Annotated in this window: 11 protein-coding genes and 2 pseudogenes; 2 read left to right on the forward strand and 11 right to left on the reverse strand. The window is 68.9% G+C overall.

Features of this window, described 5'->3' with window-relative positions; all coding sequences use genetic code 11:
* Positions 1 to 154: pseudogene (locus tag A5622_RS28805) on the forward strand (cytochrome P450); the annotation flags it as partial.
* Here the strand turns inward: A5622_RS28805 and A5622_RS00870 are convergent.
* Positions 153 to 1,001, reverse strand: a pseudogene (locus A5622_RS00870) (cytochrome P450); the annotation flags it as partial. The pseudogenes A5622_RS28805 and A5622_RS00870 overlap by 2 nt on opposite strands.
* A gap of 106 nt (positions 1,002 to 1,107) precedes the next feature.
* Here A5622_RS00870 and A5622_RS00875 point away from each other — a divergent pair.
* Positions 1,108 to 1,758 (forward strand): TetR/AcrR family transcriptional regulator, encoded by a 651-nt coding sequence (locus tag A5622_RS00875; protein ID WP_066867067.1) that lies wholly within the window; start codon positions 1,108 to 1,110, stop codon positions 1,756 to 1,758.
* An 87-nt stretch (positions 1,759 to 1,845) separates the two neighbouring features.
* On the opposite strand, the gene proB is transcribed toward A5622_RS00875, so the two are convergent.
* From proB to A5622_RS00925, 10 genes are all read right to left on the reverse strand, one after another.
* Positions 1,846 to 2,949 (reverse strand): glutamate 5-kinase, encoded by a 1,104-nt coding sequence (proB, locus tag A5622_RS00880; protein ID WP_066867065.1) that lies wholly within the window; start codon positions 2,947 to 2,949, stop codon positions 1,846 to 1,848.
* Positions 2,946 to 4,445, reverse strand: coding sequence for a GTPase ObgE (gene obgE / locus A5622_RS00885; RefSeq protein WP_066867063.1), 1,500 nt, complete (start codon positions 4,443 to 4,445; stop codon positions 2,946 to 2,948). The genes proB and obgE overlap by 4 nt, the downstream gene beginning before the upstream one ends.
* A 61-nt stretch (positions 4,446 to 4,506) precedes the next feature.
* A complete protein-coding gene (gene rpmA, locus A5622_RS00890) occupies positions 4,507 to 4,773 on the reverse strand; it encodes a 50S ribosomal protein L27 (RefSeq protein WP_008255217.1) in 267 nt (88 codons plus the stop codon).
* Positions 4,774 to 4,787: 14 nt separating this feature from the next.
* Positions 4,788 to 5,099, reverse strand: a complete 312-nt coding sequence (rplU, locus tag A5622_RS00895; protein WP_007769829.1) for a 50S ribosomal protein L21 — start codon at positions 5,097 to 5,099, stop codon at positions 4,788 to 4,790.
* Positions 5,100 to 5,303: 204 nt separating this feature from the next.
* A complete protein-coding gene (locus tag A5622_RS00900; protein ID WP_066876068.1) occupies positions 5,304 to 8,165 on the reverse strand; it encodes an Rne/Rng family ribonuclease in 2,862 nt (953 codons plus the stop codon).
* A 345-nt stretch (positions 8,166 to 8,510) separates the two neighbouring features.
* The gene (ndk, locus tag A5622_RS00905) at positions 8,511 to 8,921 is read right to left on the reverse strand and encodes a nucleoside-diphosphate kinase (protein WP_066876069.1); all 411 of its coding nucleotides are present in this window, start codon (positions 8,919 to 8,921) and stop codon (positions 8,511 to 8,513) included.
* A gap of 74 nt (positions 8,922 to 8,995) precedes the next feature.
* The gene (locus tag A5622_RS00910; protein WP_066876070.1) at positions 8,996 to 9,376 is read right to left on the reverse strand and encodes a DUF4233 domain-containing protein; all 381 of its coding nucleotides are present in this window, start codon (positions 9,374 to 9,376) and stop codon (positions 8,996 to 8,998) included.
* On the reverse strand, positions 9,373 to 10,824 hold the full coding sequence (locus A5622_RS00915; RefSeq protein ID WP_066876071.1) for a folylpolyglutamate synthase/dihydrofolate synthase family protein: 1,452 nt from the start codon (positions 10,822 to 10,824) through the stop codon (positions 9,373 to 9,375). Before A5622_RS00915 ends, A5622_RS00910 begins: the two co-directional genes overlap by 4 nt.
* 7 nt (positions 10,825 to 10,831) lie before the next feature.
* Complete coding sequence (locus A5622_RS00920) at positions 10,832 to 13,492, reverse strand: valine--tRNA ligase (RefSeq protein ID WP_066876073.1); 2,661 nt, start codon at positions 13,490 to 13,492, stop codon at positions 10,832 to 10,834.
* A 63-nt stretch (positions 13,493 to 13,555) separates the two neighbouring features.
* A complete protein-coding gene (locus A5622_RS00925; RefSeq protein ID WP_066876075.1) occupies positions 13,556 to 14,812 on the reverse strand; it encodes a trans-acting enoyl reductase family protein in 1,257 nt (418 codons plus the stop codon).
* Positions 14,813 to 14,824: the final 12 nt, after the last annotated feature.

Below are 14,824 nucleotides of genomic sequence, written 5' to 3' on the forward strand. Positions count from 1 at the left end.
GTTCTTCGTCCTGCTGTCGGTGGCGGGCAACGACACCACCCGTCAGACCATCAGTCATACCCTGCGGGCGCTCACCGATTTTCCCCGCGAGAAGGCATGGCTGCTCGAGGATTTCGACAACCGAATCGGCACGGCCATCGAGGAGTTCATCCGGTGAGCGCCCGCAGGGTATGACTGATGGTCTGACGGGTGGTGTCGTTGCCCGCCACCGACAGCAGGACGAAGAACGCCGCCACCTCCGCGTCTTCGAGCCGGTCGCCGTCGACTTCGGCGGTGACCAGGCTGCTGATCAGGTCGTCACCCGGGTGTTCGCGACGTTCGGTGGCCAGCGTGCCGACGACTTGGTGCAGATACATTTGGTTTTCCAACAGGACCTCCAGCGCCGGGCGTCCGGCGAGGAACTGCGGGTCCGCCCAGGAGACCAGGGCATCGGTGGCGTGCGCCATGCGCTCACGTTCGGATTCCGGAATCCCCATCATGTCCGACAGGGTGCGGATGGGCAGTTCCTTGGCGCAGTGGTCGACGAAATCCGCGCCGCTGCCTGCGGATCGGAGCTCTTCGACGATGGTCTTGGCGTTGGCCTTGATCGAGTCTTCGATGCGGCGGACCTGGCGGGGGCTCAGCGCGGCGTGAGCGAGCTTGCGCAGCTTGGTGTGTCGCGGCGGGTCCATCGCCAGGAACGACTGCGACGCCTCGAGCAGCTCCACCGGGATGCTCTCGAACATCACCCCGTGGCCGGACAGGAAGACGTCGTTGTTGCGGCTCACCGCGACGATGTCGGAGCGCCGGGTGACCGCCCAGAAGCCGGGGTCGGCCGGATCGGGCATCAGCGAATCCTCGACCGGTGGATGCCAGCTCACCGGCCGCTCGGCCCGCAGCACGGCAAAGGAGCGCTCCCGATCGGCCGCGGTGGTGGACCAGAACGCGCGCGAGGACAGATCGATCTCGTCGTAGGCACGGCCGGACTTGTCGGTCCCGGACTTACCCGTCAGCACGGCCATGGTGGTGATCCTCCGTCTCGTATGACACCGGTCACAGGCTCCCTGCGACGATATGCCTAGACAATCTGTCTAGTCAATATGTCGAGTACTCGGTTATGCTCGGCGCATGCCGTCGCTCACCCGCAAGCCGCAGGGCAACCGCAGCCTGGGCCGCGAGCAGCGGCGCGAGCGGATGGAGCGCCGGCTGCTGGACGCCACCGAACGGCTGATGCGCGACGGCGCGAGCTTCACCGAACTCAGCGTGGATCGGCTCTCCGGTGAGGCCGGCATCTCCCGGGCCAGCTTCTACATCTACTTCGAGGACAAGGGGCATCTGCTGCGCCGGCTTGCGGGCCAGGTATTCGGCGATCTGACCGACGGCGCGCGGAGTTGGTGGAGCGTGGCCGGGCGCCGTGACCCCGAGGACGTGCGGACCGCGATGAGCCGCATCATCGCCACCTACCGGCGCCACCAGGCGGTGCTGGTCGCGCTCAACGAGATGGCCGCCTACGACCCGCTGACGGCGGACACGTATCGCGAACTGCTGACCGGCATCTCCGAGCAGCTCACCCACGTCATCGAAGACGGCCAGGCGGACGGCTCGATCCGCCCGGAACTGGCCGCGCTCACCACGGCCAGCGCGCTGACGTGGATGGTCGAACGGGCCTGCCAGCAGAACCTCCCGACCAAGCCCGGCGACTACGACGCCGAACTGGCCGCCACCCTGGCCGAGATCGTCTGGGGCGCACTGTATCTCAAGCCCATCTCGGAGCACTGACCCGACCGCCGCAATTGCGCTAGCACATGCGCTAGTTCGTTCCGGAAGGTCGTCATGGGTCCCGAGGCGGCGTCCGCCGGGGACCTCCTACACCGCCACCAAATCGTCGGCGTGCACCGCGGGCCTGCGCAACTCGCCGGGCAGCTCGGAGGTCGAGCGGCCCATCATGGTGACCAGTTCGGTCGCGTCGTAGGCGACCACACCGCGGGCCACCATCACCCCGTCCGGGTCGCGCAACTCGACCACGTCGCCGGCGTAAAAGCGGCCCGAGACCGCGGTGATCCCGGCGGGCAGCAGCGAGCGACGCTGGCGCACCACCGCGCGCACCGCACCCTCGTCCAGGGTCAGGGCACCGGCAGCCTCGGCGGCGTAACGCACCCAGAACCGCCGGGCCGACATCCGCACCGGGCGTGCCGCGAACACCGTGCCGACCGAAGCGTCGGTGAGCGCGGTCGCGGCGTCGGCGGCGGCTGCCAGCAACACCGGCACACCGGCATCGGCGGCCAGCAGCGCCGACGACATCTTGGAGGTCATGCCGCCGGTGCCCAAATCGCTTCCGGGGCCGGCGATTACACCGATCAGATCCGCGGAGCTGGACACTTCCGCGATGAACCTGGCGCCTTCGGTCTTTCGGGGATCCGCGTCGTAGAGTCCGTCGATGTCGGACAGCAACACCAGCGCCTCGGCGCCGACCAGGTGAGCCACCAGCGCCGAAAGCCGGTCGTTGTCACCGAACCGGATCTCGTTGGTGGCCACCGTGTCGTTCTCGTTGACGATCGCCACCGCATGCAGGGCGCGCAGCCGATCCAGCGTGCGCTGGGCGTTGGTGTGCTGGGCCCGCATCGAGATGTCGTGCGCGCTCAGCAGCACCTGGCCGACCGTGCGGCCATAGCGGGCGAACGCGGCGCTCCACGAATTCACCAGCGCGACCTGACCGACGCTGGCCGCGGCCTGTTTGGTCGCCAAATCCCTTGGCCGACGGGATAATCCGAGCGGCTCGATGCCGGCGGCGATGGCTCCCGACGACACGATGACGACGTCGGTCCCCGCCTTCATCCGGGCCTCGATCGCGTCGGCGAGCCCGGCCAGCCGGCCCGCGTCGAACACCCCGGCCGGTGTGGTCAGCGCGTTGGTGCCCACCTTGACCACCAGGCTGCGCGCAGTGCGGATGACGTCGCGGTGCGCGGTCACTGCTCCTCACCGCGTACTCTGGTTCTGCGCCGCTCCTCAGCATCGCTGCGCTCTGCATCGTCGCCGGCGCGCCGCTGGCGCCGGGCGGCCTTGCGTTCGGCCGCGCCGACGCGCTCGGTGCGCTCCAGCCTCGTGTCGGTTCCGCGACCGGATAGCGCAACCTGTTGTCCCGCAGGCGTTTGCGGCTCCCAATCGAACGTCATGTCCCCGATGGTCACTGCGCAGCCCGGCCGCGCGCCCAGCCGCAGCAACTCCTCTTCGACGCCGAGGCGCGCCAACCGGTCGGCCAGATATCCCACGGCCTCGTCGTTGTCGAAGTTGGTCTGGCGGATCCAGCGTTCGGGGCGTGCGCCGCTGACCACGAAGGCGCCGGGCTGCTGGGGATCCGGCTGCACACTGAAGCCGCTGTCGTCGACGGGTACCGGCCGGATCACCGGGCGCCGCGGCACGATCTCGGGCTGGGCCGCCTTATAGTCCGAGATGATCTGCCACAGCCCGAATATCAACGGCTGCAGGCCTTCTCGTGCCACGGTCGACACCAGGAACACCGGCCAGCCGCGCTGGGCGATCTCGTCACGGACAAACTCGGCAAGCTCGCGCGCCTCGGGGACGTCGATCTTGTTGAGCACTACGGCGCGGGGCCGCTCGGTCAGATCACCCAGTGCCGCATCCCCTTGCAGGGTGGGCGTATACGCGGCGAGTTCGGCCTCCAGCGCATCGATGTCGGAGATGGGGTCACGGCCGGGATCCGCGGTGGCGCAGTCGACGACGTGCACCAGCACGGCGCACCGCTCGATGTGGCGGAGGAAATCCAGGCCCAGGCCGCGGCCCTGCGATGCACCCGGGATCAGGCCGGGCACGTCGGCAACGGTGAAGGTGTGTTCGCCCGCCGATACCACCCCGAGGTTGGGCACCAGCGTGGTGAACGGATAGTCGGCGATCTTGGGCTTGGCGGCCGAGATCGTGGACACCAGCGAAGATTTGCCGGCCGAGGGAAAACCGATCAGGCCGGCGTCGGCCACGGTCTTGAGTTCCAGCGTCAGGTCGCGGGTCTGGCCCTGCTCGCCCAGCAGCGCAAAGCCGGGAGCCTTGCGGGCCCGCGAGGCGAGTGCGGCGTTGCCCAGCCCGCCGCGTCCACCCGCGGCCGCTTCGAACCGGGTGCCCGCGCCGACCAGGTCGGCGAGCAGCCGACCGTTTTCGTCGAGGACGACGGTGCCGTCGGGCACTTTGACTTCCAGGTCGGCGCCGGCGGCGCCGTCGCGATTGTTGCCCATGCCCTGCTTGCCCGACGGGGCGGTGACGTGGGGGTGGAAATGGAAGTCGAGCAGGGTGTGCACCTGCGGATCGACGACGAACACGATGCTGCCGCCGCGCCCGCCGTTACCGCCGTCGGGGCCTCCGAGCGGCTTGAACTTCTCGCGATGGACGGAGGCGCATCCGTTACCACCGGCACCGGCACGCGCATGGATGACGACGCGGTCGACGAACCGAGGCATCGTGGGTCCTCTCACCTACCACCGGGCGCCGAAATCACCGGGCTGGGCCCGGAAACACACCTCAGTCGGTGGCTTGCCCGGCGGCCACGATGTTGACGGTCTTGCGGCCGCGCTTGATGCCGAACTCGACGGCGCCGGCCTCCTTGGCGAACAACGTGTCGTCCCCGCCACGCCCGACGCCCACGCCCGGGTGGAACTTGGTGCCGCGCTGCCGGACGATGATCTCGCCCGCCTTGACGACCTGGCCGCCGAATCGCTTCACGCCCAGCCGCTGCGCGGCGGAATCGCGACCGTTGCGCGAGCTGGAAGCGCCCTTCTTGTGTGCCATCTCTGCCGCCTTCGCTACTTGATCCCGGTGACCTTCAGGACCGTCAGCTGCTGACGGTGTCCCTGACGCTTGTGGTAGCCGGTCTTGTTCCTGAACTTGTGGATGCGGATCTTGGGACCCTTGGTGTGCTCGAGCACCTCGCCGGTCACCGCGACCTTGGCCAGCGCGGCCGCGTCGGTGGTCACCTTGGCGCCGTCCACCACCAGGGCAACCGGCAGCGACACGTTCGAGCCGGGCTCGGATTCGAGCTTCTCGACCTTGACGACGTCCCCGACGGCGACCTTGTACTGCTTGCCGCCCGTCTTCACGATTGCGTAGGTCGCCATCGTCGTTCTGCTCCTTCTTCTAGCCGCTGCTCTGCGCGTCGCGCGCCAACCAGCCGCGGTGCACGTGGTGGGTCTGGGTGCGGGCCTGCGCCGATTACCCGGGAGTCCCGCTGCCGCCGGCCGAAGTTTTCCTCGTCCGGCCTGACGACAACTGTCCAAGGGTACGTGACCAGCGGCTACAGGGTCAAACCGGGCATGACCAGCTCAGTCCGCGTGGATCGGCGGGCCGGCCGGCCGGCCCGCAGCGCGCCTGCGTCGGGGCCGAGCCGGTCCGGCCTGTTCGGCCCCACCGGAGAACTGGCCGGCGTCGGTGTCGTCGGAATCGTCGTCCTCGGTGTCCAGGTCCTCGTCGTCGTCGTCGAGCTCGAGATCCTCATCGTCGTCGCCGAGGTCCTCTTCGTCGTCGATGTCCTCGTCGTCGTCGAGGTCGTCGTCGTCCGAGTCCTCGTCGTCGGTGTCTTCATCGTCCGAGTCCTCATCGTCCGAGTCCTCGTCGTCCTCGTCGTCGGTGTCCTCGTCGTCGGTGTCCTCGTCGAAGTCCTCTTGGTCGGTGTCCTCGACGCCGCGCGCCGCCTTCTTCTGCTCCAGCTCGTCGGCGGCTTCAGTGGCCTCGTCGGAGTCGTCCTCGGAGTCGCCCTGCGTCGAGGAGCCGGCGGCCATCGCCTTGAACATCGGATGCTCGCCCGGCGCGTGGGCGGGCACCTTGGCCACCACCTGCTCTTCGGCCTTGTTCTTCTTGCGCCGGCCCCGGCGGCCGCCGCCACCGGATTCGGACTTGCGCCCGTTCGACGAGGCCGAGTCCACCGGGTCGGCGTGCAGCAGGATCCCGCGGCCACCGCAATTCGGACACGACGTCGAGAAGGCCTCGATCAGGCCGGTGCCCAACCGCTTGCGGGTCAGCTGGACCAGGCCAAGCGACGTCACCTCGGACACCTGATGGCGGGTGCGGTCGCGGGCCAGCGCCTCGGTCAGCCGGCGCAGCACCAGGTCGCGGTTGGACTCGAGCACCATGTCGATGAAGTCGATGACCACGATGCCGCCGATGTCGCGCAGCCGCAGCTGGCGCACGATCTCCTCGGCCGCCTCGAGGTTGTTCTTGGTGACCGTCTGCTCGAGGTTGCCGCCGGACCCGGTGAACTTGCCGGTGTTGACGTCGACCACCGTCATGGCCTCGGTCCGGTCGATCACCAGCGTGCCGCCCGAGGGCAGCCACACCTTGCGTTCCATCGCCTTGGCGAGTTGCTCGTCGATGCGGTGCACCGCGAACACATCGGGACCGTTCTCGGCGGTTTCGTATTTGTTCAGCTTCGAAACCAGGTCGGGCGCAACCGAATTCACGTAATCGTTGATGGTGGTCCAGGCTTCTTCACCGGACACGATGAGGCCGGCGAAGTCCTCGTTGAACAGGTCGCGGATGACCTTGACCAGCACGTCGGGCTCTTCGTAGAGCGCCACCGCGGCGCCGGCGGCCTTCTCCTTGATCTCGATGGCCTTGGCCTCGATCTGTTGCCAGCGCTCCTGCAGGCGGGTGACGTCGCTGCGGATGTCCTCTTCTTTGACGCCCTCGGACGCCGTGCGGATGATCACACCCGCGTCGGACGGCACCACTTCGCGCAGGATCTCTTTGAGCCGCTGACGTTCGGTGTCGGGCAGCTTGCGGCTGATCCCGGTCGACGACGCCCCCGGCACGTAGACCAGGTAGCGGCCCGCCAGTGACACCTGCGTGGTCAGCCGCGCGCCCTTGTGTCCGACCGGGTCCTTGCTGACCTGGACGACGACGTAGTCGCCCGGTTTGAGCGCCTGTTCGATCTTGCGGTCGGATCCGCCGAGCCCGGCGGCTTCCCAGTTGACCTCACCGGCATAGAGCACACCGTTGCGGCCGCGGCCGATGTCGACGAACGCCGCCTCCATCGACGGCAGCACGTTCTGGACGATGCCCAGGTAGATGTTGCCCACCAGCGAGGCCGACGCGGCCGACGTGACGAAGTGCTCGACGACGATGCCGTCCTCGAGCACCGCGATCTGGGTGTAGCGCGAGCCCTGGTGCGGCGGCTCGGTGCGGACCCGGTCGCGCACGACCATCATCCGCTCGACGGCCTCGCGGCGGGCCAGGAATTCGGCCTCGGTCAACACCGGGGGGCGGCGCCGGCCGGCATCGCGGCCGTCCCGGCGCCGCTGCCGCTTGGCTTCTAGCCGCGTCGAGCCGTTGATGCCCTTGATCTCGTTGTTGGCGCTGGCGGAGTCGTCTCCGCCGCCGCCCTTGCCGTTGCGGGGCGGGCGCTCGTGCACCACGGTGTTCGGCGGATCGTCGGGCGACGAGCCCTCGTCGTTGTCGTCGCCGGATCCGGATTTGCGGCGGCGGCGCCGGCGGCGGCGCCGATTGCCGCCATCCGCCGAGCCGTCGTCACCGTTGTCGGAGTCGTCGGAATCGTCCGAGTCGTCGGTGTCCTGGCCGTCGGAGTCCTCGGCGTCGCCGGAGTCGGGTTGGCCGCCCTTCCTACCCCGCGGTTGGCCCTCGTCGTCGTCGCCGTCGTCGCCCTGGCCGTCGGGTCCGCCCTGCTCACCGCGTCCGCGACCGCGACCGCGGCGGCCGCGGCGGCGCCGCTTGTTCGACGGCCGGTCGGCCTGCTCGTCATCGTCGGAGTCGGCGTCATCCGAGTCGTCGCCATCGTCGTCGCTGCCGGCGTCGTCCTCGCGGGCGTCGATCGGCTGGGGTGCGACGAACAACGGCATGTAATGCGGCCGCTCGGCGGCGGTGTCGGGGGTCTCGAGCAGCAGCCGGGATTCGGGCTCCTCGGCTGCGGCCGCCGGCGCGGGGTCCGCATCTTCCGGGGCTCCAGCGGGCTGTGCGGCCGCCAGCAAGTCTCGCACCCGCACCGCGTCGTCGCGGTCCACGGTGGAATGCGCGCTGCGGATGCGCCCGTCGAGCTCGCTGAGCGCGTCCAGCACCCGCTTGCTGGTGGTTCCCAGCGTTCGGGCCAGCGAATGAACTCTCAGGCGGTCCGGCAGTTCCTGCGGCCGAGTCGATTCTTCTGATGGGTCTGCAGTCGGTGCACCGTCTACCACGTATTCTCCTCAAGCCCCCGGGCGCGTCGTTGCGACGCGGCCACGCGAGGGCTTCGCTATGGGCCCGGGTCACTTCTCCCGGACTTGTGATGGTCTCGCCCCGAGCGGCCCAGGATCGCAGACCCACTCGGCGCCGTGCTGAATGACGGCCTGACATGCAGCGAACCAAGGCGACGGGGCTATTGGTCGCGCTTGTCTAAGTCTTCATTCGGGTGTCTGTCGCCGGTCCGGCGACGTTCACCCGAGACCAGTATCCCACATCACGTGGCGGTCCCAGCCACACCTGAGCCAGCCCGCGCCAGCAAAGTCGCTGCGGATCGCGCCGCGGCGGCCATCGCCGCAGCTCTACGCGTTGGGAAACCAGAGCGCGATTTCCCGCTTCGCGGATTCGGTGGAATCCGACCCGTGCACCAGATTGAGCTGCGTCTCGAGCCCGAAGTCGCCGCGGATGGTGCCGGGAATCGCCTTTTCCACCGGGTCGGTCCCGCCCGCGAGCTGCCGAAACGCGGCGATCGCGCGGGGCCCCTCCACGATGGCCGCCACCACCGGTCCGGAGGTGATGAACTCCAGCAGCGAGTCGAAGAACGGCTTGCCCTCGTGCTCCGCGTAGTGCTGGGCGGCAAGGTCGCGGCTGACCGCCCGGAGCTCCAGCGCGGTGATGGAGAGGCCTTTGCGCTCGATGCGGCCGATGATCTCCCCCACCAGGTGCCGCTGGACGCCATCGGGCTTGATCAGTACCAATGTCCGTTCGGTCACGGCGGACAGCGTACATAACCGGGCGGCGAAGAGTCGGGCGACGGCGGTCGGGAGGTCATCGCCGACCCGCGCCGCTAGCCCTGGCGGCGCCGGACCTCGGCCCGGAAGTAGGCGATCAGGGCCCACAGCCCGGTGAACAGCACGCCGATGAACCCCACCCCCGGATAGACCGCGAAGCCGGCCAGCAGGATCGCCTGGACCCCCAGGTTGGCCCAGATCGCCCAGGGTTTGCGCTGCACGCCGGCCATCAGGATCAGCAGCACGGCCAGCCCGATCAGGTAGCTCAGCGACACCGTCGTCAGGCCGCCGCCGACCGCACCCACCACCGGGATCGCCAGCAACACCACGATCGCTTCCAGGATCAGCGTCAACGCCATCACCGCGCCAAAGCTCCGCCACGGGTCGGCCTGCGGCGCCGGGGCCTGCTCGTCGGGGTTCTCGGGGACGTCGGTCATTGCGGATCACGACCGAATAGGGTCCGGGCCGCCCCGGCGGTGACGACCGAGCCGGTGATGACGATGCCGGTACCGGAGAACGCTTCGGCCGGGCCGTCGGTCGCGGCGTCATCCACCAGCGCGGTCGCGACGTCGATGGCGTCGCGCAGGTTCTCGGCGGTGCTCACGCGGTCGGGCCCGAACCGCTCGCGCGCGGCCAGGGCCAGCGATTCGACATCGAGTGCCCGCGGGGATCCGTTGTGCGTGATCACGACGGCGTCGAACACCGGCTGCAGGGCGGCGAGAATGCCGTCGACGTCCTTATCGGCGAGCACGCTGAGCACCCCGACGAGATAGCGGAAGTCGAACTCGTCGGCCAGGGTCTGCGCCAGCGCGGCCGCGCCGGCGGGATTGTGCGCGGCGTCGATGAATACCGTTGGGGCGCTGCGCATCCGCTCGAGCCGGCCGGGGCTGGCGACGGCGGCGAAACCGGCGCGAACCGCGTCGACGTCGAGCTGGCGCTGCGCACCGGCGCCGAAAAACGCCTCGACAGCCGCGAGGGCCAGCACGGCGTTGTGCGCCTGGTGTTCGCCGTGCAGCGGCAGATAGACATCCGAATACACCCCGCCGAGGCCCTGCAGCTGCAGCACCTGCCCGCCGATCGCCACCTGACGGCCCAGCACCGTGAACTCCGAATCCTCGCGGGCCACCGCGGCGTCGGCCTGCACGCTTCGGTCCAACAACACTTCCATCGCCTCGGGCGCCTGACGCGCGATGACGGCCACGGTATCGGGCGCCCCCTCGGGCGCGCGGGTGATGATGCCGGCTTTCTCCCCCGCGATGCCGGCGAGGTCGTCGCCCAGGTATTCGACGTGGTCGATGGAGACCGGGGTGATGACGGCGACCGGGGCGTTGAGCACGTTGGTGGCGTCCCAGCGGCCGCCCATCCCGACCTCGACGACCGCGACGTCGACGGGGGCGTCGGCGAATGCGGCGAACGCCATCGCGGTCAACACCTCGAACTTGCTCATCGCCGGCCCACCGTCGGCCTGTGACTGCGCATCGACCATCTGCACGAACGGCTCGATCTCGCGATAGGTGGCCACGTACTGGGCCGGGCTGATCGGCTTGGAGTCGATCGAGATGCGTTCGACCGCCGATTGCAGGTGCGGACTGGTGGTGCGCCCGGTGCGCCGGTGCAGCGCGGTGATCAGCGCGTCGATCATCCGGGCCACCGAGGTCTTGCCGTTGGTGCCCGCCACGTGGATCGACGGGTAGGCCAGCTGCGGGGAGCCCAGCAGGTCCAGCAACGCGCTGATCCGGGTCAGGCTGGGCTCGATCTTGGTCTCCGGCCAGCGCTGATCCAGCAGGTGTTCGACCTGTAACAGCGACGCGATCTCGTCGGGGGTGGGGACCGGGTCGGGAAGCTCGGTGGGAACCTCGTCCTGCGGCCACTCGGGCTCGGTCATCGAACGCTCACTGCAGCCCGGCTAGCCGCGCGTTGATCCGCTCGGTCTCCTCCTGGGCCAGGCGCTGACGGTCCCGGATCTTGTCGACGACGTGTTGCGGCGCCTTGCCCAGGAAGTCCTCGTTGGCCAGTTTGGCGGTGGTCGACGCGAGCTCCTTGTGCGCCGCGGCCAGGTCCTTTTCCAGGCGGCGACGTTCGGCGGCGACGTCGATGGTGCCCGAGGTGTCAAGCTCGACGACGACCGTCCCGCGGCCCAGCCGGACCTCCACCGAGGCCGACGGTTGGAACTGCGGGCCCGCTGCGGTGAGCCACGCCAGCGAGGTCACCGCGCTCACCTGGGTGCCCAGATCGGATTCGTCGACGCCGGCCATCCGGGCCGGCACCTTCTGCCGGTCCGCCAGCCCTTGGTCGCTGCGGAACCGGCGCACCTCGGTCACCAGCTTTTGCATGTCGATAATCCGCTGCGCGGCAACCTGATCCAGGCCGATACCGGACGGCTGCGGCCAGTCGGCGATCACCAGCGACTCATGTTGGGCCTCGTCACCGGTGAGGGCCTGCCACAGGGCCTCGGTGATGAAGGGGATCACCGGGTGCAGCAACCGCAGCAGGGTGTCCAGCGTCGCCGCCAGCACGGCCGTGGTGTGCGTGATCCCTTCGGCCAGTTGGGTTTTGGCCAATTCCACGTACCAGTCGCAGAATTCGTCCCACGCGAAGTGGTAGAGCGCCTCGCAGGCGCGACTGAACTCGTAGCTGTCGAACGCCGAATCGACTTCCGCGCGAACCTCTTCCAGCCGGCCGAGGATCCAACGGTCGGCGTCGGTGAGTTCGGCCGGCGGCGGCAGCGGGGCCAGCTTGGCGCCGTTGAGCAGCGCGTAGCGGGTGGCGTTGAACAGCTTGGTACAGAAGTTGCGCGACGCCCGGACGTGATCTTCGCCGACCGCGAGGTCACCGCCGGGGCTGGCGCCGCGCGCCAGCGTGAACCGCAGCGCGTCGGCGCCGAACGCGTCCACCCAGTCCAGCGGATCGATGACGTTGCCCTTGGACTTGCTCATCTTGCGGCCGGACTCGTCGCGGATCAGCCCGTGCAGGAAGACATCGGTGAACGGCACCTGCGGGCCGCGGCGGCCGCCCAGGGTGATGGCCTCGTCGTCGCCGACGAAGGTGCCGAACATCATCATCCTGGCCACCCAGAAGAACAAGATGTCGTAACCGGTGACCAGAACGCTTGTGGGATAGAACTTCTCGAGCTCCGGGGTCTTGTCCGGCCAGCCCAACGTGGAGAACGGCCACAGCCCCGAGGAGAACCAGGTGTCCAGCACGTCGGGGTCCTGCTCCCAACCCTCCGGCGGGGTCTCGTCGGGACCAACACAACGCTGTTCGCCGTTGGGGCCGTACCAGATCGGAATGCGGTGACCCCACCACAGCTGACGCGAAATGCACCAGTCGTGCATGTCGTCGACCCAGGCGAACCACCGCGGCTCCAGGCTGGCGGGGTGAATCACGGTGTCGCCGTTGCGCACCGCGTCGCCGGCGGCCTTGGCGAGCGATTCCACCCGGACCCACCACTGCAGCGACAGCCGCGGTTCGATCGGCTCGCCGCTGCGCTCGGAGTGTCCGACGCTGTGCAGGTAGGGCCGCTTCTCCTCGGTGATCCGGCCCTGCGCCGCCAGCGCCTCGCGCACCGCGACCCTGGCCTGGAATCGGTCCATGCCGTCGAATTGCGTTCCGGTGCCGGTGATTCGGCCCTTGGTGTCCATGATCGAGATCATCGGCAGCTCATGGCGCAGTCCGATCTCGAAGTCATTGGGGTCGTGCGCGGGAGTGACTTTGACTGCGCCGGTACCGAATTCGGGATCCACGTGTTCGTCGGCCACCACCACGAGCTGACGGTCCACGAACGGGTGCGGCAGGTTGGTGCCGACCAGATGCCGGTAGCGCTCGTCGTCGGGATGCACCGCGATCGCGGTATCGCCGAGCATCGTTTCCATCCGGGTGGTGGCCACCACGATGTGTGGCTGCGAGTCGTCCATCGATCCGTACCGGAACGACACCAGCTCGCCTTCCACCTCCTGGTAGTCGACCTCGATGTCCGAGATGGCTGTCTGCAGCACCGGCGACCAGTTGACCAGCCGTTCGGCCCGATAGATCAGCCCGGCGTCGTAGAGGCGCTTGAAGATCGCCCGGACCGCTCGGGACAGCCCCTCGTCCATGGTGAACCGGTCGCGGCTCCAGTCCACGCCGTCGCCGAGCCGGCGCATCTGGGCACCGATGGCGCCGCCGGACTCCCGCTTCCAGTCCCAGACCTTCTCGATGAACAGCTCTCGGCCGAAGTCCTCTTTGGTCTTGCCGTCGATTGCGAGTTGCTTTTCGACCACGCTCTGCGTCGCGATGCCGGCATGATCCATGCCCGGCTGCCACAGCACCTCGTAGCCCTGCATTCGCTTGCGCCGCGTCAGGGCGTCCATCATGGTGTGCTCGAGCGCGTGGCCCATGTGCAGGCTGCCGGTCACGTTCGGCGGGGGCAGCACGATCGAATACCCGGGCTTGGCGCTGTTCGGGTCCGCCGCGAAGTAACCCGCGTCCACCCACTTCTGATAGATCGCGCTTTCGGCCGCAGCTGGGTCCCACGACTTGGGCAGGTCAGTGGCGGGGCTGCGGCTGGCGGTCACCCGTCAATTCTAGGGAGCGGTGTTTACCCACGTGTAAGCGCCCAAAATGCGTGACCCGGGTCACTAGGCCAGCCGCTCTACCTCCAATGTGACGCCCGCGGCCGGGAAACGGTCCAGCAGTGCGTCGCCCATCGCTGCCGCGGGCGTGAGGACGCCGTGCAGGTCGGGGAGCTTGTCGCGGTCCAGCGCCAGCGCGAGGCCGCACTCCCCCAACAACACCGAAGTCGCCTTGTAGCCCGGGTCCCCACGCTGCTCCATGCGCGCCACGAACCGGGCGCCGGTGGTCGTGGTGGTGAACGTCTCGATCCGGTAGTAGCCGCGTTCCCGGGCCTTCTCGCTCGGGCCGGTGCCGGGCTTGGGCACGATGCGCTCCACCAGCCGGCGCGGCAGCAACCGGAAGTAGCGGCTGCCCAGTCCGAAGGTGGCGGCACCCACCCCGCCCACCACAGCGGACGCCACCGGGGCCAGCGGCGACGAGCCCAGGCTCATGCTTTCGCTGTAACGCAACTGGCGGCCGTAGGCCCAGTCCAGCAAGGCATTGCTGCGCCGCACGATTCGGGTGTTGTACGGCGCCATCAGGAAACCCGCCGTCCACAGGCCGCTCAGTTCCGGCGCGATCCGGCCACCGCGGCGCAGGGGCAGATCGGGCTGGGGGCCGATCTCGGGTTCGGCGCTGCGGTCGGTGGTCAGGGTGTACGGATCGGCGAGTCGGCGGCGGGCGTCGGGATCGCGCGAGGCGGTGTCCAGCACTTCCAACATCGAGGCGACGGTGCCCCCGGATATGCCGCCCGAGAAGGAGCGGACCACCAGGTCGGTGTCGACGAGTTCTCCCGCGCCGCCGTCGCGCGCGGCCCGGTACAGCGCGTACACGCTGAGGTCCGAAGGGACGGAATCGAATCCGCACGCGTGCACGATGCGCGCGCCGGTGTCCGCGGCCTGCTTGTGATACAGGTCGATGCTGTCGCGGACGAACATCGCCTCGCCGGTCAGGTCGGCGTAGTCGGTGCCGGCGGCGGCGCAGGCGGCCACCAGCGGCAACCCATAGCGGGTGTAGGGCCCGACCGTGGTGATGACGACCTGGGTGCGGGCCGCCATCTCATCGAGCGTCGAGGGCGAGGAAGCGTCGGCGTTCACAATGGGCCACGACTGCGCCGCTTCGCCCAACGTGTCGCGGATGGCGCGTAGGCGGTCGGCCGATCTGCCGGCCAGTGCTATCCGCTTGTCCGGCGCCGAGCCGGCCAGGTATTCGGCGGTCAGTTTCCCGACGAAGCCCGTCGCCCCATACAGCACAATGTCGAATTCGCGCGGCGTTGCGGTCACGGGCCCGACGCT

It is taken from the genome of Mycobacterium sp. 1245801.1 (assembly GCF_001673055.1).
GTDB lineage: Bacteria > Actinomycetota > Actinomycetes > Mycobacteriales > Mycobacteriaceae > Mycobacterium > Mycobacterium europaeum_A.

Excerpts from the sequence above, each read along its gene's own strand:
- A5622_RS00915 (WP_066876071.1), bottom strand. The coding sequence starts at position 10,824 with ATGACCGAGCCCGAGTGGCCGCAGGACGAGGTTCCCACCGAGCTTCCC.
- obgE (WP_066867063.1), bottom strand. The coding sequence starts at position 4,445 with ATGCCTCGGTTCGTCGACCGCGTCGTCATCCATGCGCGTGCCGGTGCC.
- rpmA (WP_008255217.1), bottom strand. The coding sequence starts at position 4,773 with ATGGCACACAAGAAGGGCGCTTCCAGCTCGCGCAACGGTCGCGATTCC.
- rplU (WP_007769829.1), bottom strand. The coding sequence starts at position 5,099 with ATGGCGACCTACGCAATCGTGAAGACGGGCGGCAAGCAGTACAAGGTC.
- A5622_RS00910 (WP_066876070.1), bottom strand. The coding sequence starts at position 9,376 with ATGACCGACGTCCCCGAGAACCCCGACGAGCAGGCCCCGGCGCCGCAG.
- A5622_RS00875 (WP_066867067.1), top strand. The coding sequence starts at position 1,108 with ATGCCGTCGCTCACCCGCAAGCCGCAGGGCAACCGCAGCCTGGGCCGC.